The 21,806-nt window shown below is 55.7% G+C and carries 26 protein-coding genes; 12 read left to right on the top strand and 14 right to left on the bottom strand.

The window, feature by feature from the left end; genetic code table 11:
• Positions 1–271 precede the first annotated feature (271 nt).
• Positions 272–937 (top strand): NYN domain-containing protein, encoded by a 666-nt coding sequence (locus tag ACSC94_RS08995; protein WP_435640503.1) that lies wholly within the window; start codon positions 272–274, stop codon positions 935–937.
• Between the two features lie 72 nt (positions 938–1,009).
• Here the strand turns inward: ACSC94_RS08995 and accC are convergent, their stop codons facing one another.
• The 8 genes from accC to ACSC94_RS09035 form a co-directional block, all read right to left on the bottom strand.
• Positions 1,010–2,350 carry an acetyl-CoA carboxylase biotin carboxylase subunit gene (gene accC, locus ACSC94_RS09000; protein ID WP_435640504.1) on the bottom strand — a complete coding sequence of 447 codons (1,341 nt, stop codon included), beginning with the start codon at positions 2,348–2,350 and terminating at the stop codon, positions 1,010–1,012.
• A 48-nt stretch (positions 2,351–2,398) separates the two neighbouring features.
• Entirely contained in the window at positions 2,399–2,803 is a 405-nt protein-coding gene (locus ACSC94_RS09005) for a four helix bundle protein (protein ID WP_435640505.1), read from the bottom strand.
• A gap of 1 nt (position 2,804) precedes the next feature.
• Positions 2,805–3,257 carry an acetyl-CoA carboxylase biotin carboxyl carrier protein gene (gene accB / locus ACSC94_RS09010; protein WP_435640506.1) on the bottom strand — a complete coding sequence of 151 codons (453 nt, stop codon included), beginning with the start codon at positions 3,255–3,257 and terminating at the stop codon, positions 2,805–2,807.
• A 95-nt stretch (positions 3,258–3,352) separates the two neighbouring features.
• Positions 3,353–3,787, bottom strand: coding sequence for a type II 3-dehydroquinate dehydratase (aroQ, locus tag ACSC94_RS09015; protein ID WP_435640507.1), 435 nt, complete (start codon positions 3,785–3,787; stop codon positions 3,353–3,355).
• Positions 3,788–4,273, bottom strand: a complete 486-nt coding sequence (locus tag ACSC94_RS09020) for a copper chaperone PCu(A)C (protein WP_435640508.1) — start codon at positions 4,271–4,273, stop codon at positions 3,788–3,790.
• A 10-nt stretch (positions 4,274–4,283) separates the two neighbouring features.
• Positions 4,284–4,943, bottom strand: coding sequence for a DsbA family protein (locus tag ACSC94_RS09025; RefSeq protein ID WP_435640509.1), 660 nt, complete (start codon positions 4,941–4,943; stop codon positions 4,284–4,286).
• Between the two features lie 36 nt (positions 4,944–4,979).
• The gene (locus tag ACSC94_RS09030) at positions 4,980–5,762 is read right to left on the bottom strand and encodes a DsbA family protein (protein ID WP_435640510.1); all 783 of its coding nucleotides are present in this window, start codon (positions 5,760–5,762) and stop codon (positions 4,980–4,982) included.
• A gap of 38 nt (positions 5,763–5,800) precedes the next feature.
• Entirely contained in the window at positions 5,801–7,165 is a 1,365-nt protein-coding gene (locus tag ACSC94_RS09035; protein ID WP_435640511.1) for a M48 family metalloprotease, read from the bottom strand.
• Between ACSC94_RS09035 and ACSC94_RS09040 the strand changes: the two genes are divergently transcribed.
• Both ACSC94_RS09040 and ACSC94_RS09045 read left to right on the top strand, forming a co-directional pair.
• Complete coding sequence (locus tag ACSC94_RS09040) at positions 7,164–7,586, top strand: hypothetical protein (protein WP_435640512.1); 423 nt, start codon at positions 7,164–7,166, stop codon at positions 7,584–7,586. The genes ACSC94_RS09035 and ACSC94_RS09040 overlap by 2 nt on opposite strands.
• Before the next feature lies 1 nt (position 7,587).
• Positions 7,588–8,298 carry an RlmE family RNA methyltransferase gene (locus ACSC94_RS09045; protein WP_435640513.1) on the top strand — a complete coding sequence of 237 codons (711 nt, stop codon included), beginning with the start codon at positions 7,588–7,590 and terminating at the stop codon, positions 8,296–8,298.
• Positions 8,299–8,342: 44 nt separating this feature from the next.
• Here ACSC94_RS09045 and ACSC94_RS09050 read toward each other — a convergent pair whose 3' ends face one another.
• The gene (locus ACSC94_RS09050) at positions 8,343–8,930 is read right to left on the bottom strand and encodes a hypothetical protein (protein WP_435640514.1); all 588 of its coding nucleotides are present in this window, start codon (positions 8,928–8,930) and stop codon (positions 8,343–8,345) included.
• A 276-nt stretch (positions 8,931–9,206) separates the two neighbouring features.
• Here ACSC94_RS09050 and guaB point away from each other — a divergent pair, with 276 nt between their 5' ends.
• Positions 9,207–10,700 (top strand): IMP dehydrogenase, encoded by a 1,494-nt coding sequence (gene guaB, locus ACSC94_RS09055; RefSeq protein ID WP_435640515.1) that lies wholly within the window; start codon positions 9,207–9,209, stop codon positions 10,698–10,700.
• A gap of 228 nt (positions 10,701–10,928) precedes the next feature.
• On the opposite strand, the gene ACSC94_RS09060 is transcribed toward guaB, so the two are convergent.
• Complete coding sequence (locus ACSC94_RS09060; protein WP_435640516.1) at positions 10,929–11,135, bottom strand: hypothetical protein; 207 nt, start codon at positions 11,133–11,135, stop codon at positions 10,929–10,931.
• Between the two features lie 68 nt (positions 11,136–11,203).
• Between ACSC94_RS09060 and ACSC94_RS09065 the strand changes: the two genes are divergently transcribed.
• From ACSC94_RS09065 to ACSC94_RS09080, 4 genes are all read left to right on the top strand, one after another.
• A complete protein-coding gene (locus tag ACSC94_RS09065) occupies positions 11,204–11,773 on the top strand; it encodes an N-acetyltransferase family protein (RefSeq protein ID WP_435640517.1) in 570 nt (189 codons plus the stop codon).
• A gap of 158 nt (positions 11,774–11,931) precedes the next feature.
• Positions 11,932–12,330: a hypothetical protein gene (locus ACSC94_RS09070; protein ID WP_435640518.1), complete on the top strand. Its 399-nt coding sequence runs from the start codon at positions 11,932–11,934 to the stop codon at positions 12,328–12,330.
• A 119-nt stretch (positions 12,331–12,449) separates the two neighbouring features.
• A complete protein-coding gene (locus ACSC94_RS09075; protein ID WP_435640519.1) occupies positions 12,450–13,799 on the top strand; it encodes an RsmB/NOP family class I SAM-dependent RNA methyltransferase in 1,350 nt (449 codons plus the stop codon).
• A gap of 40 nt (positions 13,800–13,839) precedes the next feature.
• Complete coding sequence (locus ACSC94_RS09080) at positions 13,840–14,571, top strand: hypothetical protein (protein WP_435640520.1); 732 nt, start codon at positions 13,840–13,842, stop codon at positions 14,569–14,571.
• Between the two features lie 183 nt (positions 14,572–14,754).
• Here ACSC94_RS09080 and ACSC94_RS09085 read toward each other — a convergent pair whose 3' ends face one another.
• On the bottom strand, positions 14,755–15,138 hold the full coding sequence (locus tag ACSC94_RS09085) for a hypothetical protein (RefSeq protein WP_435640521.1): 384 nt from the start codon (positions 15,136–15,138) through the stop codon (positions 14,755–14,757).
• A gap of 132 nt (positions 15,139–15,270) precedes the next feature.
• Positions 15,271–16,251 (bottom strand): hypothetical protein, encoded by a 981-nt coding sequence (locus ACSC94_RS09090; protein ID WP_435640522.1) that lies wholly within the window; start codon positions 16,249–16,251, stop codon positions 15,271–15,273.
• Positions 16,252–16,314: 63 nt separating this feature from the next.
• On the opposite strand from ACSC94_RS09090, the gene guaA reads away from it, so the two are divergent.
• The 4 genes from guaA to ACSC94_RS09110 all read left to right on the top strand — a co-directional run bounded on the left by guaA (position 16,315) and on the right by ACSC94_RS09110 (position 19,747).
• Positions 16,315–17,937 (top strand): glutamine-hydrolyzing GMP synthase, encoded by a 1,623-nt coding sequence (gene guaA, locus ACSC94_RS09095; protein WP_435640523.1) that lies wholly within the window; start codon positions 16,315–16,317, stop codon positions 17,935–17,937.
• A 4-nt stretch (positions 17,938–17,941) separates the two neighbouring features.
• Positions 17,942–18,775: a hypothetical protein gene (locus tag ACSC94_RS09100; protein ID WP_435640524.1), complete on the top strand. Its 834-nt coding sequence runs from the start codon at positions 17,942–17,944 to the stop codon at positions 18,773–18,775.
• 26 nt (positions 18,776–18,801) lie between these two features.
• Complete coding sequence (locus ACSC94_RS09105; protein WP_435640525.1) at positions 18,802–19,047, top strand: hypothetical protein; 246 nt, start codon at positions 18,802–18,804, stop codon at positions 19,045–19,047.
• Positions 19,048–19,210: 163 nt separating this feature from the next.
• Positions 19,211–19,747 (top strand): hypothetical protein, encoded by a 537-nt coding sequence (locus ACSC94_RS09110; protein ID WP_435640526.1) that lies wholly within the window; start codon positions 19,211–19,213, stop codon positions 19,745–19,747.
• Between the two features lie 159 nt (positions 19,748–19,906).
• Here ACSC94_RS09110 and rlmN read toward each other — a convergent pair whose 3' ends face one another.
• The gene (rlmN, locus tag ACSC94_RS09115) at positions 19,907–21,043 is read right to left on the bottom strand and encodes a 23S rRNA (adenine(2503)-C(2))-methyltransferase RlmN (RefSeq protein WP_435640527.1); all 1,137 of its coding nucleotides are present in this window, start codon (positions 21,041–21,043) and stop codon (positions 19,907–19,909) included.
• A 217-nt stretch (positions 21,044–21,260) separates the two neighbouring features.
• Positions 21,261–21,629 carry a hypothetical protein gene (locus ACSC94_RS09120; RefSeq protein WP_435640528.1) on the bottom strand — a complete coding sequence of 123 codons (369 nt, stop codon included), beginning with the start codon at positions 21,627–21,629 and terminating at the stop codon, positions 21,261–21,263.
• Positions 21,630–21,806: the final 177 nt, after the last annotated feature.

Below are 21,806 nucleotides of genomic sequence, written 5' to 3' on the forward strand. Positions count from 1 at the left end.
TGGACAAAAGTGCAAGCCCGAAGCGTCCCAAATCCATAACCAGCCCCCTCACCGGCAGCCCCCCTTGTCGGTCGCCGCTCCCACCATATCTCCATGGGCCTATTCCGAGGTTTAGAGTCTTGGGAAAAAGTGCTTTTTAGCTTCATATTATGTTGAAATGATGTAGAATATCCTTATATGAAGAACTGCTAATATTTTTGTTGCCGGGACCCCATAATACCCGGACCACTCAGTAACTGTTTGATTTTGTAAAGAAAGAACACACAACGCCATGCGACGTCAAAAAAACCAAATTGCAAACATCCCCTTCTATCCTGAAGAGAAGCTTGCTTTGTTCATCGACGGGTCGAACCTGTATGCGGCCGCGCGCGCGCTGGAATTCGACATTGATTATCGCCTGCTCCTGAAATGGGCGGCGGATCAGGGCCGTTTGGTTCGCGCACTCTATTACACCGCCCTGATCGAAGATCAAGAATATTCGCCGATCCGCCCGCTGGTCGATTGGCTGGATTACAACGGCTACACCATGGTGACCAAACCGACGAAGGAATTCGTTGATGCTCAAGGCCGCCGCAAGATCAAAGGCAATATGGATATCGAACTGGCCATCGACATGATGGAAATGGCCGACAATGTCGACCACATCATGCTGTTCTCCGGCGATGGCGATTTCCGCCGCCTGATCGAAGCGGTTCAACGCAAGGGCGTGCGCGTCACCGTTGTGTCATCGATTAAAACCAGCCCGCCGATGGTGGCCGATGAACTGCGCCGTCAGGCCGACCATTTCCTGGAACTGGAAATGCTGGCCAACGCCATTCAACGCGCCGGTGGTCCGCGCACAGCGGCCAATGCACAACCGACCGACGGCGTTGACGACGAAGACGAAGACGACAATTTCGGCAACGCCTTGCCCCCGAGCATTCTGGGCGCTGAATAAGCGACCAACGAAACAAGAAAAAACGGTCCCGAAATTCGGGACCGTTTTTTTATCTCTTCTATCCTGTTGCGCTTAACGATCAGCCAGCTTTTTCTCCAGCCAGTGAATGTTGTATTCACCCGACGTAAATTCCGGCTGTTCCATGATCCACATTTGCAGCGGCAGGGTTGTCTTCACGCCCTCAACCACCGTTTCGCCAATGGCGCGGCGCATACGGCGAATGCATTCATCGCGGTTGCGGCCATGCACGATCAGCTTGCCCACCATAGAGTCATAGTACGGCGGAATGCGATACCCGGCATAGATCGCCGAATCAAACCGCACGCCCAGACCGCCCGGTGCGTGGAATTGCGTAATCGTGCCGGGGGACGGCATGAACGTGTCCGGGTCCTCGGCATTGATACGAATTTCAATGGCGTGGCCGCGGAAGCGGATGCGATCTTTGTTCACGCTGAGCGGTTCACCGGCGGCAACGCGAATTTGTTCCGCGATCAGATCAATACCCGTGATCATTTCCGTGACCGGGTGTTCCACCTGAATCCGGGTGTTCATTTCCATGAAGAAGAACTGACCGTTTTCGTACAGGAATTCAATCGTGCCTGCACCGCGGTAGCCCATCTTGCGGATCACTTCAGCGGCCAGCGACCCGATCTGGTCGCGCTCGGCATCGGACAGAACCGGGGACGGGGCCTCTTCCACCAGTTTCTGGTGGCGGCGTTGGGTAGAGCAATCGCGCTCACCCAGATGGATGGCGTTACCATGCGTATCGCCAAACACCTGAATTTCGATGTGGCGCGGTTTTTCGAGATATTTTTCAACATAGACCGTGTCGTCACCAAAGTTTGCTTTGGCTTCGGACCGGGCGGTTGAATAGGCTTCCTGAAATTCTTCGGGGCTGCGGACCACTTTCATGCCCTTGCCACCACCGCCGGATGCCGCCTTGATCAGCACCGGATACCCGGCGTCTTTCGCAAAGGCCAGACCCGCTTCAACCGATTCCAGCGCCCCTTCGGACCCCGGCACGACCGGCAAGCCCAGCGCCTTCACCGTTTGCTTGGCCATCACCTTGTCGCCCATCGTGGCGATGTGTTCCGGCTTCGGACCGATGAACGCAAAACCGTGTTCTTCGACCATGCGGGCGAATTGTTCGTTTTCCGACAGGAACCCGTACCCCGGGTGAATAGCCTCGGCCCCCGTTACGGCGGCCGCGGTCAAAATCGCCGGAATGTTCAGATAGCTTTCACGCGACGATGCCGGACCGATACAGACGCTTTCATCCGCCAGACGCACAGCCATGGCATTGGCATCCGCAGTCGAGTGAACGGCGACAGTTTGAATACCCATCTCGCGGCAGGCGCGGATGATACGCAGGGCAATCTCACCCCGGTTCGCAATCAGGATTTTCTTAAACATGTTTCAGAACCTCAGAATCTCAGAATCTCGGAATCTCAGAATTTTTGATTAGAGTTTTGATATTAAGGTTTGCAGCATGCGCGTTACCGCATCATAGGCCGCACCCCAGTTTTGGGCGGCAGAGTCATCAATATACCCAAGTTCGCGGGCATAATCCGTCCACACCTGCATTTCATGGGCCGATCCCAAAGCGATCAACAAGAACCGCTTAAAGTCAGCTTTTGACGATTGTTGTTTTGCAAACCCCTCCGCAATGTTGGCACAAATGCTCTTGCTGGACCGACGAATCTGATCTGCTAAAGCGTATTGTTCAATTTGCGGAAATGTCAGGCTAGCCTTATGAACAATCAAAGAAGTCTCGAACGCCTTTGCGTAAACATCCAAATCGCGAAAAGTCCGAGCAAAAGCCCGAACATTCCGAGATTCCGGCGTTCCGAGATTCTGAGATTCCATACTATTCGATGACCATCAAAACGTCGCCGTATTCAACCGGCTGACCGTTTTCGATAGCGATTTGCGTAACAACGCCACCTTTTTGGGCCTTGATCGGGTTCATCACCTTCATGGCTTCGATGATCAGCAGCGTATCGCCGGCTTTCACCGTTGCACCCTTCTGTACGAAGGACGGTGCGCCCGGTTCAGCTTGCAGATAGGCGGTGCCCACCATCGGCGAAACAACGGCGCCCGGATGGTTGCCAGCAACCGTGGACGGCGCCGACAGGTTTGCAGCCTGAGGAATGGTTGGGTCGGACGCCATGCTGACCGGCATGGCCGCACTGCCGCTGAACACGGCACCGCCGCGTGCAACGCGGATGACCTGTTCGCCTTCGGCGACTTCGATCTCCGTCAGATGGGTTTCGTCCAGAAGTTCCGCCAGCTTGCGGATGGCTTTTTCGTCAATTTTCATGGGATATCAATACCCTGCCTAGAGAAATTTTAATCGTGCATCTGCTTACAGAAGGATGGGGGAAATGTCAAAGGGGAACCGCACCCTCCCCCCTGTCAATTTGACAATAAGTGTTCAATTCCAAGGAGATAGCTCTGCGGCCCCATCCCTTTGAACACGGCCGAAGCGACCGGTTCGACATAGGAAATGTGGCGAAACGGCTCCCGCGTGGACGGGTCGGACAGATGCACCTCCACCACCGGGACGTGCAAAATCTTCAGCGCGTCATGGATCGCCACCGATGTATGGGTATAGGCCGCCGCGTTGATCACCACGCCGACCAGATCCGGGTCATGGGCCGCGTCCTGAATCCAATCCACCAGAACGCCTTCGTGATTGGATTGGCGGAAATCAATCTCATGCCCCGCCTTGTCCCCCGCCGCACGGCACAGCGCCTCGATATCGGCCAGCGTCGTCGTGCCGTAAATATCCGGTTCACGCCGCCCCAGCATGTTCAGGTTCGGCCCATTGAGGACCAGAATTTTTTTCATTTAGTGCGCGTGTCCCGTGTGGTCATCGCCATGATCATGCCCATGGTCATGATCCGCTGGAACATCGCCCGCGGCGCGGACCAGAACGGTCGTTTCAACCTTGCCCGCTTTTTCAAACACCAGCGTCAAAGGGAAGGTCTGATCCTTCACCAACGGCTCAGACAGATCCATCAGCATGATGTGGTTTCCACCCGGTTTCAGGGCGACGCCCTCATCCGCGCTCACATCAAAACCATCGGTTTTGCGCATTTTCATGATGCCATTATCATTGGCATGCGTGTGCAGTTCCGCGCGTTTGGTGACCGGCGTTTCAGCCCCAATCAAACGATCCGCCGCATCCGCGCCAACGGTCAAAAACACCGCGCCGGTTTTGGTTCCGGATACGGTGGCAAAGCTGTACGCATCATGCACGATCACATCGGCATACGCCGCAGAAGACAGAACACTGAGCATCAAAGCAGTCAGGGCAGCGGAACGCATTTTCATGATTGATCCTTTATTGGGATAGTGTTGTACGGACATGATTAAAGAAGGCGATAAAATCGCCGGGCTTGAACACGCCATCTTTTGGCGGCGCGAAGACCAGATGATCATTAAACACAAAGGATGGTAATGCCGGCGGCTTCACCGCATCCATCAAGGCACGCCCCGCATTCAGCGCATCATCGACGCGCGGGTCATTCATATCGGCATTCAATTGATCGAAATCGACCCCGGCACCCGCCGCCAGCGTTTTGACGACATCATCGGTCAACGCGCCGTCATAATTCATCAATGCGTCATTAAACGGCGCGAATTTATCCTGCAACCCGGCGGCCAGCGCCAGACGGGCCAGACGCTGATTATGCGGGTCAGACAGCGGAACGGGTTGGACAATAACCTGAATATCCCCCGCGCCCGCACCAAGATCGGCCAAAGCCTGCGCCAGCGCCTGATGCGCCTGTGTGCAGGCATCGCAACTGCCATAACGGGTCAGGGCGACCACACGAATAACGGGGTTTTTGCTGTCCGCCGCGTGCATCACCTGCCCGGCGACGGCTTGGGTAATGTGGGATTGTGTTTTTTTCCATGACAATGTCCGCATCGTCATGGATGCCGCCAGAAAGACCAGCAGGATCGCGAAACCGCCCAAACCCCACACAAGGATACGTCGCATTATGCCCCCCACCGGTCTTTCGGCGTTATTTGGTTCTTAGTTTTTCTTGTCCAGCTTGGCGCGTTCTTCGGCAATGATGGCTTGCATGCCTTCCAGCCCCAGATAGCCGCGCACCGGCGTTTCGTTGATCACGAAGCCCGGCGTACCGCTGATGCCCAGTTCACGGGCCAGCGCAATGTTGGATTCGATCTGCTTGGCCACGTCGGCGCTGGCGGCATCCTTTTTCATCTTCTCAACATCCAGCCCCAGATCCTTGCCAATATCCTGCACCTGCTCTTCGCGCATCTGGCCACTCAGCTTCATCAGGCGGGAGTGCATTTCGAAATACTTGCCCTGCTTCCCGGCAGCCAATGCATATTTCGCGGCCATGTGGGACGTTTCCGACAGGATCGGGAAATCGATCATGACGAATTTCACGTCCTTGTCCGATTCCAGAATTTGCGCCATGTCGGTGAAGGCGTGTTTGCAGTATCCGCAATTGTAATCATAAAATTCGGCGATCACGATGTTGCCCTTTGGGTTGCCCGCAACCGGCTTGCCCGCATCGTTGAACAATGCGTCTTTTTTCGTCACGATCAGATCTTTCATCGCATCGACCTGCGCTTGTTCCTGATCGACTTGATGCTGGGCCACGGCCTGCATGATCACTTCCGGGTTTTCCATCAGGTAATCATGGATGATTTCGTTCAGGGCCGCTTTTTGATCGGTGGTAAACGCATCCTTCGTCGCGGCGTGCGGGACGAGGGCAAAGCCCGCGACCGATACGGCCAGAACGGAAACAGCAACGGCGGAGAGGCGCAGTTTGGAGGAGAATGTCACGGGCATGTCCTTTCGCGTGAAACAAGTCGGTTTAAGTTTTAGTCTTTATCGGTGCTTTGTTCAACATGGCTGAGGATATCCTGCGCCCGAATCCAGGGGGCGGAGCCTTTTTTCAAGCCTTGTGCGGCCACTTCGGCCTGACGTTTTGCATAGTCGTTATTTCGTTGCAGCAGCGCTTCCTCGGCCAGATGCAGACGGGCCATCGCGTCATTGCCCTGTTTCCCGTAAGCGGTGGCCAACAGGCGATGCACGCGCGGCGAGCGCGTTTCGGTGCGCAGGGCTTTCTGCAACTGGGTGATCGCTTCATCCAGCGACGCATTCGATTCAATCAGCGCATGGGCGTAGGAAACGCGCAACAACGGCGCATTGGAATCCAGCGTCACGGCTTTGCGATAGAACGGCACCGCCTCTTTCACCTTGCCGAAATCGACCAGCATCTGGCCTTTCAGTTCGTTGAAATACGGGTTTTCCGGTTCGTCCTTCAGCAACGCATCCATCTGGCTCAGCGCGTCATTGACGCGGTTCTGGCGATAGGCGGCAATGGCGCGGGCATAACGCGCGGCCATCGATGTATCCCGGTCGGCATAGACCCATGGCACCTGTTCCGGCGTGATAAAGCCGACCAGCTTGGCAATCATGCGGGCGTGGTCTTCGTTCCAGACCGCAGGCACGGGCTTGGCGTTGTCAAAGCTGTTCCCCTGCAACACCGTTTCAACAGCCTGAATCCGGTCGCGGGTCAGCGGGTGGGTGCGGACATATTCAGATTGCTGGCTGGCGGGCAGCAATTCTTCATTTTCCATCTGTTTCATAAAGCTGAGGAACCCGGCCCCGTTCATGCCCGCCTTGGACATATAAGACAGGCCTGCTTGGTCCGCGCTGGATTCCTGCACCCGGCTGAACGCCATAAAGCGCCGTTCCGCCATCGACCGCGACCCCATCGACACGGCCCCGGCCGCCCCGCCATCACCCGTGGCAATGGCTGCGCCAATCCCGATCAGGGCACCCAGAATGGTTTCATAGGATGCTTCTTCCAAGGCCTGCCGGGTGCGGATCAAATGCCCGCCGCTGATGTGGCCCAATTCGTGGGCGATGACGCCGATCAATTCTTCCGGCGTTTTTGTGCGTTGAATCAAGCCGGTATAGATAAAAACATTCTGCCCCCCGGCGACGAAGGCGTTCAGGCTGGAATCCTGCACCAGAATGAAATTGACCGATTTCGGGTCCAGCCCGGCGGCCAGAACCACGGGTTCGGTCCATATTTTGATGGTTTTTTCAATTTCCGTATCGCGAATCAAGGTGGGGCTGTTTTGCGCAAAACTGTCCCCGACCGTGCCCAGCAACAGCCCGGTCAACATCACAAAACCCAGAACAGGGCGCACCCCGCGACGACGGAACAATTTCATGAATCCCAGCATTTCTGATAAATATGGTGCAAAGATGACGCAATGCCAGCCCGAACGGACCCCCAACTCTAATATGACCGCCCTTCTCTATCAATGGATTGATCTGATCTGGATCCCGATTGCCTTGGTGGTGGTTCACCGCGGTCAGGTTTTGAAGAGTCTCGCCTTCATTCTAGCCTGTGTCCTAACCTTACGGACACAAATCGAGATTATGGAGTCGATCGGCAAGGGGGATGGCATCCTCCACTGGCTCGATATGGGTCTGTATGAACGCGGATTGATCATTTATGGCCTGTTAATAGGGGTTTTTCTTGTATTGGCGCACTTTTCCCCGCATACAAGGGGCGTAATCTTTCTAGCAGCGACCTTGTCCCTGTATGTACTGGGCCTCTGTGTTTCGATGCTTGCGATGGTGTTTTAAGATGACTGAGAAAAAAGGTTCCGGCTCGGGTACGGGTTCAGGCTCCGGTACGGGCAATTTGCGCGGCAACCAGCGCAATGTGAAGGTCAAGAACAAGAGCTTGAAACTCTCCTCCCGCCGCTGGCTGCAACGCCAGTTGAACGATCCTTACGTGCTGGAAGCCCAGAAGGCGGGCTACCGCTCCCGCGCGGCGTTCAAGCTGGTCGAAATGGACGAACAATTGGGCCTGATCCGCAAGGGCATGAACGTCATCGATCTGGGTGCCGCACCGGGCGGCTGGTCCCAGGTGGCCGCGGCCAAGGGCGCGCATGTGGTGGGCCTTGATCTGCTGCCCATCGATCCGTTGCCGGGCATTGCGTTCCTGCAGATGGATTTTATGAATGACGATGCGCCCGAAGCCTTGGTCACGGCGCTGGACGGCCCGGCTGATCTGGTGCTGTCCGATATGGCCCCGAACACGACGGGCCACCAATCCACCGATCACATCCGCATCATGGGGCTGGTCGAAGCCGCATATGATTTCGCATTGGAAGTTTTGAAACCGGGCGGCTGCTTCGTTGCCAAAGTGTTTCAGGGCGGCACGCAGGCCGAGTTGCTGGCCCGCATGAAGCGCGATTTCAAATCCGTCAAACACATCAAACCCAACGCCAGCCGTAAAGAATCCGCCGAACAATATGTTGTGGCCACCGGGTTCAAGGGCATCAGCGAATAACAAAAAACCCCGCCAAATGGCGGGGTTTTTTAAAATACTGCGGCTTAGCGTTTCAGAAAATCGAACAGGCCCGGTTTCTTGTTCTGGACGGCCCCCTTCGGCATTTCATCGACAATTTTGCGCATCGTATTCAGATCCGCGGATTGTTTGAAGGCGCCGTGATATTTCGATCCTTGTTCGCTGGAATCCATGGCGTCGGCCACAACGTGCAGCGGAATGCTTTCCACCACGTCGCCAGAACCGAAATGTTTTTCCATTTTTTCCAGTTTTTTACCCAGGAAACGATCCAGATCGTTCAGCGTTTTGCGCTCGCCGTTCTGGGCTTGCAGGCAGGCATCGATCACTTTTTCCGTCAATTCCATCACCTGATCCAAACCGCCGGCATGACCGTCGATCAGCAGATCGGAATAATGGGACAGGATGTTCGTTTCACCCAAATTCGGGCACAGGGTGCGGATGTTGGCTTGCAGGGATTTGTCCAGCGTCTTGCGCGCTTCGCGGTCCAGGCGCTGGCCATCATAGGATTTGTGAAAGTCCCAGTCGAAAATGTTGGTCATCACCGCTTCGGCGGCGGACATGTCCGGCGTCTCAGCGCTGGTTTGTTTATTGGCTTCATCGAATGACTTACGCATCGTTTTACCCTCTATGTGCGATCCAAAGTGGACAAATACAGGATACGCCTGTTGCAGCGCAGCGCGTACAAAAATCGCTGTTTTAAAGGGGGTTTTGGCAAATTTGATCCAGAATTTCGCATCTGCACAATTTTGGGTAATTTTATTTCGCGTTTTCCAGAATATTGGAAATAATTGAGTCCTTTCAGGCCTCTGCGGCTGGCCTATTCCACCCCCCTGCTCTATAAATGAGCGTCAAGATTCACCCGCCCCCGGTGCCCCAAAAGGATTTTGACCATGGCCATCCAGACCACCCCCAAAGCCGATAAAGTTCTGCGCGAAGGTTTGACGTTTGATGATGTGTTGCTGGTCCCCGGCGCATCCGACATTCATCCCGCCGATGCGGATACGCGCACGCGGCTGACCAAATCCATTGCCCTGAACATTCCCGTCCTGTCCGCCGCGATGGATACCGTCACCGAAGCCGAGATGGCGATTGCATTGGCACAAGCGGGCGGGCTGGGCGTCATTCATCGCAACATGACACCAGAGCAACAGGCCGACATGGTCCGCCGCGTGAAACGGTTTGAATCCGGCATGGTCGATAACCCGATCACGATTGAACCGGACGCAACATTGGAACAGGCTTTGCGCCTGATGCGGCATAATCGCATTTCCGGTATTCCCGTGACGGAAAAAAGCGGCAAGCTGGTCGGCATCCTGACCAACCGCGATGTACGCTTTGCCGAAAACGCCGCCCAGCCCGTGCGCGAATTGATGACCGCCGATCATTTGATCACCGTGCCGGCCGATGTCAGCCGCGATGAAGCGCGCCGCCTGCTGCACAAACACCGCATTGAAAAATTGCTGGTCGTGGATGATGCCGGGCGTTGCACCGGGTTGATCACAGTGAAGGACATCGAAAAATCGGATTTGAACCCGCAGGCCAGCAAAGACCGCGTGGGCCGTTTGCTGGTCGGGGCCGCCGTGGGCACGGGCGAAACCGGATTGCACCGCGCCGTGATGATGGAGGATGCGGGGCTGGATGTTCTGGTCATCGACACCGCGCATGGCCATTCGAAAAACGTTCTGGACACCGTGCGCCGCGTGCGCAACGCGGTGAAGGGCGATATGCAGATTATCGCCGGCAACATTGCCACGGGTGATGCGGCCCGCGCATTGATCGATGCGGGCGTGGATGCGGTGAAGGTCGGCATTGGTCCCGGGTCCATCTGCACCACGCGGATTGTCGCCGGTGTGGGCGTGCCGCAACTGACCGCCATTATGGATGTCGCCGCCGCCTGCGCCCCGCACGGCATTCCCGTGATTGCCGATGGCGGCATTAAATTTTCCGGCGACATGGCCAAGGCGATCGCCGCCGGAGCCGATTGCGTCATGATGGGCGGATTGTTCGCCGGAACCGACGAAGCGCCGGGTGAAGTGGTGTTGTATCAGGGGCGATCCTACAAATCCTATCGCGGCATGGGATCGGTTGGCGCCATGGTGCGCGGATCGGCGGATCGGTATTTCCAAGGGGCCGTGACACAGGAACAGAAACTGGTCCCCGAGGGGATTGAGGGCCGCGTGCCGTATAAAGGCCCGGTGGGTAACGTATTGCACCAGATGGTCGGCGGCCTGCGCGCCGCGATGGGATACACCGGATGCGAAACCATCGCCGCCATGCACGCACGCGCCGAATTTATGCGCATGACCGGGGCCGGATACCGCGAAAGCCATGTGCATGATGTCACCATCACACAGGAAGCCCCGAATTACCGGCAGAGTGAATAAAAGAAAAACCACAGATGGGCACGGATCAACACGGATTTGATCTTCGTCATCCCGGCGCAGGCCGGGATCTTCCTGAGGTTAAGAAAAATTTTTGAACTGTGATGGCGGCAGAAGATACCGGCTTTCGCCGGTATGACGGATTTCATTTGTGTTGATCCGTGTCCATCTGTGGTTACAAAAAAACAGCGGGGCATAAAGCCGCCGCTGTTTTTTTCAAATTTAAAAAAATTACTGCGCCGGTTGGGCGGGGGCGGATTCTTGAATGGCTTCGCCAGCATCTTCGACCGCTTCGCCAATGGCATCGCCGGCCTGCTCCATCGCGGCTTCCATTTTTTCGGCCGGTGTTTTGGGTTTCTGGGTTTCTTGATACCCGACATAACCGACAACACCGATCAAGATGATGGTCACAACGATCAAAAGGGTTTTTGTATTCATGGTTTGGGTTTCCTTTGTTTTTGTGATTAAACTGACCGTCACTATACACGCCTAAGGATATAGTTCGAATGGATAGCATGACAATTCGCGCCGCGACACACGATGATATTGACGTTTTGGCCCGTATTTTGGTCAGCGGTTTTCATGCGACCTATGACGGGTTGGTGGACCCGGAATGGCTGGCGGCGAAGACCGAGGACGAATATCGCGGTAAATGGCGCGAATGGCTGGACAGTGACGGGTTTGGCGCGCTGGTGTCCTGCCTGCCCGATGGAACGCCCGTGGGCGTGGTCAGCTTCGGCAAACTGAAAACCCCACCCCCCGGCGTATCGCTGATCCGCCCGCTTTATACGGCGGAAATCTATGCCATCTATATCTTGCCGGAACATTGGCGGCAGGGGCATGGCCTGAAACTGATGCAGGCCGCCACCGAATCGCTGCTGGCCATGAAACACAAATCCATGTGTTTGTGGGCGCTGGAGGCCAACAAGCGCGCGGGCGCCTTTTACACAACACTGGGCGCGCAGCGAATCGGCAAGCGCGATATCGAGGCCGGATCACGCAAGGCGCGCGAAGTCTGCTTCGCGTGGCGCGACACCAGACCGATTCTGGCAACAAAAAAAGCAGATTCTGCATAATCGGGCGCTGGATTGTGGCGGCATTGTGTCAGGGGCCGCTCAATTGTGATTTTCTCATGACATTCAATGACTAAGCCCATTTTTTCACTTTGTATTCATCATCAAATCCTATATTGGAATCGCATACCGCACATTTGTTCCTGAGGAGGACACATATTATGAAGGCTCTGTTGAGTGTATTGACTGCTGCTGTTGTTCTGGCTGCCCCGGTTGCTGCGAAAGCTGACGACCACGCTGCCCCGGCAACCGAAATGAAAGCTGAAATGGCTGCTGAAGTTGCTGCTCCGGCTGTTGCTGAAGAAGCAACCATCCTGACCTACACCCTGGCTGATGGCACGAGCGTTGTTGTTGAAGCTGACGCTGTATTCGTTCTGGACAAAGATGGCAACCGCACGGCTGCTCCGGATGGCGAACACAAAACCGTTGACGGCCAGACCCTGAACGTTAAAGAAGGCAAACTGGTTAAAGAAGAAGCTGCTGCTCCGGCAGAAGCTGCTCCGGCCATGGAAGCCCCGGCTGCTGACGCTCCGGCAACAGAAGCTCCGGCTGCTGAATAATTTCGGACCCGGGCTTTACCGCCCAACCGATGCAAAAACCCCGCCCAACGGCGGGGTTTTTCATTTTGCACCGAATTTCCTGTACTTTCCGCGTCCATCTGTGGCAAAACCCGCCCATCATGACACCGGGCGCACGGCTCAAGGCCGTTTTAGACATTCTGGACAAAATCGATCATAGCCGCATCCCTATGGATGGCACGGTGGGCGACTATATGCGCTTCCGCCGGTATATCGGCTCCAAGGACCGGGCGGATATTGTTGAACGCCTGTACAACATGGTCCGCGCCAAGGCGCGCCTGAACTGGTGGATGGATCACCTGTCCGCACCGGACACCAACCGCGCGCGCGCGATTTTGTGGATGATGCTGGGCGAAAATGTCGACGGTCCGCGTTTGGAAAAAATGTTCAACGGTGGCAAATACGACCCCGAAGAACTGAACGACGACGAAATCAAATTGATCCGTGCGGCGACTGGCCACACGATGAACCACCCGGACATGCCGGAAGCCATCCGCGTCGAATGCCCGCCGCAGCACGAAGATGCGTTGCGCAACCTGTGGGGATCTGACTTCGCGGCGGAGATGGAAGCGATGCTGACATCGGCACCGCTGGATCTGCGCGTCAACCTGCTGGCCACGGACCGCGACGCGGTGCGCGCCTCGCTGGCGAAGGACGGCGTTGAAGTTGATGATGCGCCGTTATGCCCATGGACATTGCGCGCGCGGAACAAAGCCTTCCTGTCGAAAACAAAGGCCTTTACCAAAGGTCACGTCGAAATTCAGGATGAAGGATCGCAATTGATTGCGTATCTGTGCGATGCCAAACCGGGTTCGCAGGTTCTGGATTATTGCGCCGGGGCTGGCGGTAAGACGCTGGCGTTGATCAACGCCATGCAGATTGAGCGCCGCCCGAAGGGCCGCATCGTTGCCATGGATCTGGAAGAAGCCCGATTGGAACGCGCCCGTCCGCGGTTCCGCCGCGCCCATGCCAGCGATATTATCGAGATCCGCCCATTGTCCGATGAACGTCATCGCAAATGGCTGCGCCGTCAGAAGGAAACATTTGATGTCGTTTTGACCGACGTGCCGTGCAGTGGCACGGGCACATGGCGTCGCAACCCGGATACACGCTGGCGCGCCTTTGGCCCGTCGCTGGATGCGCTGGTGCAGACGCAAGCCGAAATTCTGGACAAGGTCGCCGGTGCGGTGAAACCGGGCGGACGGTTGGTGTATGCCACCTGCTCCATCCTGCCACGTGAGAACGAAGACCAGATCGAAGCGTTTCTGGCCCGCCACCCGGATTTTGAAATCTGGCCGATTGCCGAGGCGTTGCCGGACATGGGCAGCAAACTGGCCGCCAAACCGGGCGCGCCCTTTATGCGCCTGTCCCCGCACCGCCACAACACGGACGGGTTTTTCGCCGCAATTCTGCGCCGCAAAGGTACGCAAGCCCCTGATTTAGAACAGTAAAACAACAAACCCTTGTAGAGTTTTCCATAAGAGCGTAAAAATGTGTGATATTTCGAACAACGTCGCAACAAAGAATGGCGTAGGAATTTCATCGATCATGGCAGCACAGTTGAGAAATCTGATGGGCAAAACCGTTGCCCAAGCCGCACAAAGTTTGCAGGAAGAATCCGGATATATTTGGGTTGCAGAAAGCCAAGGGCTTCTGATGTCACCGGATGAATCACATCTCTTCCGCCTGTCCCATGTTCCAGAGGTCGCGACCGCCTTTGCCGAGGCCTGCCGCTGCCATGAGAACAACCCACATTTGCCGCGCGTGTTCTGCCATATCAAACTGAGCGAACGCTCTTATCTGACGATGATCGAACCGCTGGTCCCGTTCCACAAATTTGGCAAAGATGAATTGTGCACGACCATGTTTGGTCAGGCGCGCGCCTTCGCCGCATTCTTGTCTGGCGATGAAATGCACAAAGCCCCGCATGAATGTATGCGCCACGATGCCCAACTGACCGAAGCTGCAAAAATTATCGTGCAGACCGCCCGTCAGGCCAAAGACCACGCCAAACGCGTTGCCATCGACACAACACCGCCCAGCGTCATGTTCCGCAAAACAGCCGAAGGCGAATGCCAAGCGGTTTACGTGGCCCCGTTGGTTCTGGATGGTCACCACAGCATTGATAAGAAAACGCTGGCAAAGATCGAATCACGATTCTCGGACAACGAACTGCGCAACCCGGCATCACCGTTCTGGCCGCAGGCAACGCTCGCACACTAATCCCATACCGTCATCCCCGACCAGTGGAGACGCGCCCCTTGGCGCATCGGAACGCCGAGCGGGGATCCAGATTAAAAAGAGAGCACGCTAAAAGCGTGCTCACACATCATGCCGGATTCCCTTCCCGTCGCTCCAGAACGCCTGCGGCGTTCTTCGCTCCGCCGGGAATGACGAAAATATATTCTAGCGAACCAGCTTCTGGAACAAATCCTTCTGTTGCCCCAAGACGGGCAGCGTATGCCCGCCCATCACGCCCACACGGATGGAATCGTCTTCACACCGCGCATTCGGCCCAACCGATTCAATCGCATCGGCCACGATGTGAACCACATCCCCAAACGGCGCGCGCATGGAAATGGTTTTCACATCCATCCGCGCCAGCGTATCCGCCGCAGGCCCGGCCACGGCAAAATGCGTATCGCCGTTTTTCATGTGCAGGGAATGAATGTCCGTGTTCTTCACCACACTGATGGCGGCAATGTCGGCCACGTTGATCTGCACCGGGGCCTGATCGGCGCGGGCGAAAATCAGGGTCAGGCTCTGGGTGTTCAGGGTCTTGGTCATCATGCCACATCCTTCATGGTCCGCCAGCGGTGCCTCTTTGCGGGCCTCGGCATGGGGATTCTCTATTAACGGTTGTGGTTATAGAAAATGGGGGTGCGGATTGTCAAACAAATTTCGCACGTGCAGCAAAGAAGATCAGGCTTCAATCCCGTTATAATGCGCAACCTGCCCCGCCGCGCTCAGCCGCGCCCATTCATGCTGGGCCAGATTGGCAAAGGGCGTGACCCGCACGACATGCACCGCCGCCTGTGGCCCGTTATAGGGCCGGGCGGCCACCACAGCGAACAGGGCATCGTTGGTCGCATCCGGGGCCTCGGCCGGTACGGGCGGCCCGTCACATTGCACGATGCGCCCGATATTCGCCCATTGCGATTCCGCGTACATCAGCGGCCCGATCATGGGGGCGGTGGTGTACAACACTGCCTGCCGCAAATTCCACGGTTCATCCACGCCACCTTTTTTCTGCGCCCGGCAGGCGGTGTAGATTGCCTGAATCTCCGGGGTGAACAGCGGCGTCTGCGCGCTCGCGCGGGCATCGGCCCCGTCATAAATTGTTCCATCCGGTGTCACAACACGCGCCGAAACCGGCAACGTCACATCACCGCGCACACACGGAATCATGCGGTTTTCCAGCGGTCCGGCCATGTCGGCGTGATAGGGTTCATCGTTAAAACCGGCCACCACGCGCGTATCTTCATACGATGCGCCATAGGCGAGAACAAAGGCTCCGGCTGCGATCAACCCCTCCGCCATCAACGCGCGCGCCACGATTTCGATTTTGGAATAACAGGCCGGGCAGCTTTCCCCGCTGGAGGCCAGAACGACAATCGCATGATCGCGCCCAACGGTTTTGAGCGTATCGCGCAGCGTGCGCAGCACAGTGGGTTGCAGCACCTGATCCTCGGCATGCGCCCCGGCCAGACCCGTTTCCAAAACGGCGTTACACACCGGCCCGGCCACGGGCACCAGCGCGCCATTGTCACGGTTATAAACCGACAGCGATGCCCCAAACGGCCCGCCATGGCCCGAACGCACATTTTGCACCGCCGCCGCATCCGTCGCGGCGACAAGATCGGGTAAAAGATGGCTCACAAAATCGGCATTGTAGAATGTCATAAGCCCCTTATAGCACAGGCAATATGCTTGGTTTCCAGTAAAATTTCGTCTATATGTTTTGCCATGCAAAATGATCTCGCCGCGGCCAAAGCCGCCCTTGAACCGACCCTGAATCACGACCGGATTTTGATCCTGGATTTCGGGTCCCAAGTCACACAATTGATCGCCCGCCGCTTGCGCGAAAATGGCGTGTATTGCGAAATCTGGCCGTTTAACGCGGCCAGCGATGAACGGATTTACGAGTTTGGACCGAAGGGCATCATCCTGTCCGGCGGCCCGGCCAGCGTGACCGAAACCGGGTCCCCCCGCGCCCCCGATTGCGTGTTCGCCATGGGCGTGCCCGTCTTCGGCATCTGCTATGGCCAGCAAACCATGGTGGAACAACTGGGCGGCAAGGTGGAAAGCCACCATGCAGAAACCGATGGATCGGATGGGGGGCGCGAATTTGGCCGCGCCCATATCGACATCGTCACCCCGTCCCCCATCACCGATGGGTTGTGGACCGTCAGTTCCAAGGAACAAGTGTGGATGAGCCACGGTGACCGCGTCACCAAACTGCCCGCAGGATTTACCGTGATCGGGCAATCCAGCGGCGCGCCCTATGCCTTTATCGCCAATGATGAACGCCGTTTCTATGGCGTGCAATTCCACCCGGAGGTAGTGCATACACCGCATGGCGGGCAACTTCTCAAAAACTTCACGCACAAAATCTGCGGCTGCTCCGGCGACTGGACCATGGATTCGTTCCGCGATGAAATGATCGCGAAAATCCGCAAACAGGTGGGCAAGGAGCGCGTGATCTGCGGCCTGTCCGGCGGCGTCGATTCATCCGTGACCGCCGTGCTGCTGCACGAAGCGATTGGCGATCAATTGACCTGCATCTATGTCGATACCGGATTGATGCGCGCGAATGAAAGCGAACAGGTCGTGAGCCTGTTCCGCGAACATTACAACATTCCGCTGATCCACGAAGACGCCTCGGAATTATTCCTGACGCGTCTGGCGGGCGTATCGGACCCGGAAACAAAACGCAAGATTATCGGCGCCAGCTTCGTCGAAGTGTTCGATGCGTGCAAAGCCCGCGTCGGCGATGCCACATTCTTGGCGCAGGGCACATTATACCCCGACGTCATTGAATCGGTCAGCTTCACCGGCGGCCCCAGCGTCACCATCAAATCGCACCACAATGTCGGCGGCCTGCCCGAGGGCATGACGCTGAAACTGGTTGAACCGTTGCGTGAATTGTTCAAGGATGAAGTGCGCGCGCTCGGCATTGCGCTTGGCATGCACCCGGACTTCGTCAAACGCCACCCCTTCCCCGGCCCCGGCCTGGCCATCCGTATTCCCGGCGAAATCACGCGCGAGAAACTGGACATCCTGCGCAAGGCCGACACGGTCTACCTCGAAGAAATTCGCAGCCACGGCCTGTATGACGCCATCTGGCAAGCCTTCGTCGTCCTGCTGCCCGTCCGCACCGTCGGCGTGATGGGTGATGGCCGCACATATGACTACGCCTGCGCCCTGCGCGCCGTGACGTCCACAGACGGCATGACCGCCGACTACTTCCCCTTCGACCACAGCTTCCTCGGCAAAGTGGCCACACGGATTATCAACGAAGTGCCGGGGATTAACCGGGTAACGTATGATATTACCAGCAAGCCACCGGGGACGATTGAGTGGGAGTGATGACATGCCTTTGCTAGAGACTTTAATAGAACCCCAAAACGTGGCTGGATTATGGGCTGTTATAGGCGCTACCAGCGCCGCATCCATAACCCTATTAGGCATATTTTTTAACAATCTCTACGAAAACGCGAGAAGAAGAAAAGAACGTGAGCACACCCTCGTTCGCGAGGCCTATTTTGGAGGGGTCGAGTACTTAACTTATTGCCAAAACAAAATACAATCCATTTTAAGAAACGGGTCATTGATCGCAGAAGATCACGATAGAGAATATAGCGAAAAATTTTACAAACTCTTCATGATAGCCTCACCAAAAGTCATTGATATATATTCAAAACTCTCTATCCAATACAATGATCAGCTCTTTTCTTTAGGAAAAGAAGCGCTTCTATTGCAAGAGTGCATTGGTCAAGTGGCCCTTCATAAACAAGGTATAGATATGGCCCTTGAAGCAATGAAAATTGCCAATCAGAACATGGACGAATACAACGATAAAAATAAAAACGTCCCAGAGCTATGGGAACTTCACACAGAGCAATACAACAACGCTGTATTAGATTTTGAAAAAAACTCTGAGCAACGTGATGCCGCACATAAAAAAGAGCTTCTTTTGAGAATAAAGCTTTTAGAAAGTGGCATGAAGGCGTTTGCTGAATCAAGCCAACCCACTCATGCAGCCCTTTCATGCATGAGAGAAGAACTTGACAGAAGCCTTTCAAGAAGAGAGTTCAAAAGAATTCAAAACAACATAAATCTTATGCAAGAAAGAATGACACAAGCATACAACGCCTTCATACAAGAACTTGAAGCCAAAATAGCCACCATGGAACAAGCGGCATAAAGCTCAACAAGAAGAGGACTAAAAACATGACCAGCAAATTCAACTTCATTAAAAACAGCCTGATGGGTTCCAGCACGATGCCGGGGTCGGCGTTTCGGGGCATGACCGGGTTGAGTGTGGGGAACCACCATCATCATGGGCATCACCACCACCATGCCGATGGATCGTGCTGTGACCACGATCACAGCCATGACCACAGCCACGATCATGGTGATTGCGGGCATGACCATGTGCATGATGAATCATGCGGCCATGACAAGACCGGGAAATAGGCCCGAAACACCACCCATCGCGGGATTAAACGCAGGGGGACGCATTGGCATCCCCCTGTTTTTATTTATGAAACCGCCCCTTATTTTCGCCATAAACGGGCCTCACCCTGAAAGAAGGAGGGCCGGAATGGGCCCGGAATCAGGTTTTGAGGAGAATCGTGGCATGACCGCATACACACAAACAATGGATCTGCGTTCCATTTTGAAACACGGGTTGGTTGCCTTTATGGCGGCTGGGTTGGTTATGGGGGCGTTTGCATCCGTGGCCATGGCCGAGAAAGGTGGCAAAGACAATGGCAAGCCGGAGCATGTCCAGAGCCAGCATGAGGACCGCGGCGATGACCGGGGGCATGAAGGCCGCCATGGCGACGATGATCTGGTCAGCATTTTGATCGGTGACAAGGATCGCCACACATTGAACGATTATTTGAACCGCAATTACCGCAAGGATTGCCCACCGGGATTGGCGAAGAAGAATAACGGATGCCTGCCGCCCGGCATTGCGAAGAAATACCGCATCGGGTACCCGTTGCCGGATGATGTCCGGTTTATGCCCTTGCCGCGTGATTTGCGCGACCTGCTGTCCCCGCCCCCGCGCGGATACCAATATGTTCAGGTGGACAAGGATATCTTGCTGATCGGTGAAGCCAGCAAGAAAGTGATCGACGCGGTGACGTTATTGTCCGCCGTCGGGAACTGATCCAACACACCCCACAAAAACAAACCGCCGCACCCCATGGGTCGGCGGTTTTTTGTTGGGGTTTTTCACCTGTCATCCCCGTGAAAACGGGGATCCATAGGGCATCGATGCAGCATCGTATGGATTCCCGCTTGCGCGGGAATGACAAGAAGAAGAGTGTTAAGTCGTCGGCTTCGCCCGTTGGCTTTCGGATTTCAACTGGCCACAGGCGGCCAGAATATCCTGCCCGCGGGTTTTGCGGATCGGGGCGTCAAACCCTTCGCCGTTCAGGATGCGGGCAAAGGCATGGATGCGGTTGCCGCTGGAGCATTCATACGGGCTGTTCGGCCACGGGTTGAACGGGATCAAATTGACCTTGCACGGAATACCGCGCAGCAATTGCGCCAGCTCGCGGGCCTGATCGTCGGAATCATTCACGTCTTTCAACATCACATATTCGAACGTGATGCGGCGATTATCGCTGAGGCCCGGATAATTGCGGCAGGCGTCCAGCAAGTCGGCCAACGGGTATTTGTTATTGATCGGCATAATCTCGCTGCGCACCGCATCGTTCGGCGCGTGCAGGGAAATGGCCAGATTGACGTTGAGTTCTTCGCCACATTGAACGATCTGCGGCACGACGCCGGAGGTGGACAAGGTGATACGGCGTTTGGAAATGCCCAGACCTTCTTCGTCCATGCAAATCTGCATCGCCTTCGCCACGTTGGCGTAGTTGTACAGCGGTTCGCCCATGCCCATCAAAACGATGTTGGTCAGGTCACGGCCCTGGTTCGCGTCTTTCTTTTCCCCCGCAACCGGCCATTCGCCCAGAACGTCGCGGGCATACATAATTTGTTGCAGGATTTCATGGGGGCCAAGGTTACGGACCAAAGGTTGCGTGCCCGTGTGGCAGAAGCGGCAGGTCAGCGTGCAGCCCACTTGCGATGATACGCACAGCGTTCCGCGATCGGATTCGGGAATGAAGACCATTTCGATCTGTTGCCCATCCGCCATGACCAGCAGCCATTTCATCGTACCGTCGGTGGATTTTTGCTCCGTCATCACGCCGGGGCGTTCGATGGAGAATTTTTCGATGAGCGTATCGCGCAGGTCACGCGGCAGATTGGTCATCGCCTCGAAATCCGTCACGCCGCGGTGGTAAACCCAGTGCCAAACCTGTTTCGCGCGGAATTTGGGCAGGCCATGTTCCTCCAGCGCCGCGATCATTTCGGGCAGGGTGAGACCGATCAAGGCAATGCGGCCGGCCGCGTCGGTGCGCGGGGCGGCAAATTTCGTGGCATGGGATGTAACGCTCATGCGCGCATACATACAGGAGCGGGGCCGGAAAAGTCAAAGAAAAGCGGAAAAACAGGACTTTTCAGGGGGCTATGCCCCCTATCCCACCGTATGGGGCTTTGGCGAATCCCCTTGCCGATCCCCATGGAAACCCCATATCATTACTGGGATGGCCACGATTGATCCGCCAAGTTTGAGTATGTCGGATCTGGCAAATCAAAAATCGGACCATCCCATTCTATTCATTCAAAGGGGAACGGACACCATGTTTGCGAAAATCAAAGAATTGCTGGGCGGCGGCAAAGGCGAAACCGCACAAAAATCCGGTTGCTGTGGCGCGCATGCCCAGCGTATGGAAAAGAACGAATCCTGTTGTGGGGCCAGCAAGGCCGAAGCAGAAGAGAAACCCCAAGGCGGGTGCTGCGGCGGTCATGGCCATCACCACGGGCATGGTCATCAGCACTAATTCCTCGCTGATTGATCCAAAGACATGAACCCGCAAGAGCCAGTACGGCCCGGGTTCTATGCCAGGAAGGCGGTCCAGATGAGTGGCCGCCTTTCTTGTTTTTGAAGGATAGGGCGCATCGCCCGCCCAGCTTTTTCCCATTTATTTTCAACACCCTTACACCGCCCGCGCCCATGCGCATTTTGCGAAGGATCGTGTTTTAGCAAAATCCCCATCAAATTTACGACAACGCTTTGATTTAATTAAAAAAATCGTAAGCATAAACGCGTATTATAAAGCTGGGACTATTTGTGAAATTAAATTTTGTACTGAAGCCGT

This window comes from Micavibrio aeruginosavorus, from assembly GCF_051245535.1.
Classification (GTDB): Bacteria; Pseudomonadota; Alphaproteobacteria; order Micavibrionales; family Micavibrionaceae; genus Micavibrio; species Micavibrio aeruginosavorus_D.

What these genes read in the sequence shown, in the direction of transcription:
- aroQ (WP_435640507.1), bottom strand. Translation starts at nt 3,787, where the DNA reads ATGAAAAAAATTCTGGTCCTCAATGGGCCGAACCTGAACATGCTGGGG.
- ACSC94_RS09020 (WP_435640508.1), bottom strand. Translation starts at nt 4,273, where the DNA reads ATGAAAATGCGTTCCGCTGCCCTGACTGCTTTGATGCTCAGTGTTCTG.
- guaB (WP_435640515.1), top strand. Translation starts at nt 9,207, where the DNA reads ATGGCCATCCAGACCACCCCCAAAGCCGATAAAGTTCTGCGCGAAGGT.
- accC (WP_435640504.1), bottom strand. Translation starts at nt 2,350, where the DNA reads ATGTTTAAGAAAATCCTGATTGCGAACCGGGGTGAGATTGCCCTGCGT.
- ACSC94_RS09060 (WP_435640516.1), bottom strand. Translation starts at nt 11,135, where the DNA reads ATGAATACAAAAACCCTTTTGATCGTTGTGACCATCATCTTGATCGGT.
- ACSC94_RS09045 (WP_435640513.1), top strand. Translation starts at nt 7,588, where the DNA reads ATGACTGAGAAAAAAGGTTCCGGCTCGGGTACGGGTTCAGGCTCCGGT.
- guaA (WP_435640523.1), top strand. Translation starts at nt 16,315, where the DNA reads ATGCAAAATGATCTCGCCGCGGCCAAAGCCGCCCTTGAACCGACCCTG.
- ACSC94_RS09075 (WP_435640519.1), top strand. Translation starts at nt 12,450, where the DNA reads ATGACACCGGGCGCACGGCTCAAGGCCGTTTTAGACATTCTGGACAAA.
- rlmN (WP_435640527.1), bottom strand. Translation starts at nt 21,043, where the DNA reads ATGAGCGTTACATCCCATGCCACGAAATTTGCCGCCCCGCGCACCGAC.
- ACSC94_RS09005 (WP_435640505.1), bottom strand. Translation starts at nt 2,803, where the DNA reads ATGGAATCTCAGAATCTCGGAACGCCGGAATCTCGGAATGTTCGGGCT.
- ACSC94_RS09100 (WP_435640524.1), top strand. Translation starts at nt 17,942, where the DNA reads ATGCCTTTGCTAGAGACTTTAATAGAACCCCAAAACGTGGCTGGATTA.
- ACSC94_RS09110 (WP_435640526.1), top strand. Translation starts at nt 19,211, where the DNA reads ATGACCGCATACACACAAACAATGGATCTGCGTTCCATTTTGAAACAC.
- ACSC94_RS09025 (WP_435640509.1), bottom strand. Translation starts at nt 4,943, where the DNA reads ATGCGACGTATCCTTGTGTGGGGTTTGGGCGGTTTCGCGATCCTGCTG.
- ACSC94_RS09070 (WP_435640518.1), top strand. Translation starts at nt 11,932, where the DNA reads ATGAAGGCTCTGTTGAGTGTATTGACTGCTGCTGTTGTTCTGGCTGCC.
- accB (WP_435640506.1), bottom strand. Translation starts at nt 3,257, where the DNA reads ATGAAAATTGACGAAAAAGCCATCCGCAAGCTGGCGGAACTTCTGGAC.
- ACSC94_RS08995 (WP_435640503.1), top strand. Translation starts at nt 272, where the DNA reads ATGCGACGTCAAAAAAACCAAATTGCAAACATCCCCTTCTATCCTGAA.
- ACSC94_RS09085 (WP_435640521.1), bottom strand. Translation starts at nt 15,138, where the DNA reads ATGATGACCAAGACCCTGAACACCCAGAGCCTGACCCTGATTTTCGCC.
- ACSC94_RS09120 (WP_435640528.1), bottom strand. Translation starts at nt 21,629, where the DNA reads ATGGGAAAAAGCTGGGCGGGCGATGCGCCCTATCCTTCAAAAACAAGA.
- ACSC94_RS09080 (WP_435640520.1), top strand. Translation starts at nt 13,840, where the DNA reads ATGTGTGATATTTCGAACAACGTCGCAACAAAGAATGGCGTAGGAATT.
- ACSC94_RS09050 (WP_435640514.1), bottom strand. Translation starts at nt 8,930, where the DNA reads ATGCGTAAGTCATTCGATGAAGCCAATAAACAAACCAGCGCTGAGACG.
- ACSC94_RS09065 (WP_435640517.1), top strand. Translation starts at nt 11,204, where the DNA reads ATGGATAGCATGACAATTCGCGCCGCGACACACGATGATATTGACGTT.
- ACSC94_RS09035 (WP_435640511.1), bottom strand. Translation starts at nt 7,165, where the DNA reads ATGAAATTGTTCCGTCGTCGCGGGGTGCGCCCTGTTCTGGGTTTTGTG.
- ACSC94_RS09090 (WP_435640522.1), bottom strand. Translation starts at nt 16,251, where the DNA reads ATGACATTCTACAATGCCGATTTTGTGAGCCATCTTTTACCCGATCTT.
- ACSC94_RS09040 (WP_435640512.1), top strand. Translation starts at nt 7,164, where the DNA reads ATGAATCCCAGCATTTCTGATAAATATGGTGCAAAGATGACGCAATGC.
- ACSC94_RS09105 (WP_435640525.1), top strand. Translation starts at nt 18,802, where the DNA reads ATGACCAGCAAATTCAACTTCATTAAAAACAGCCTGATGGGTTCCAGC.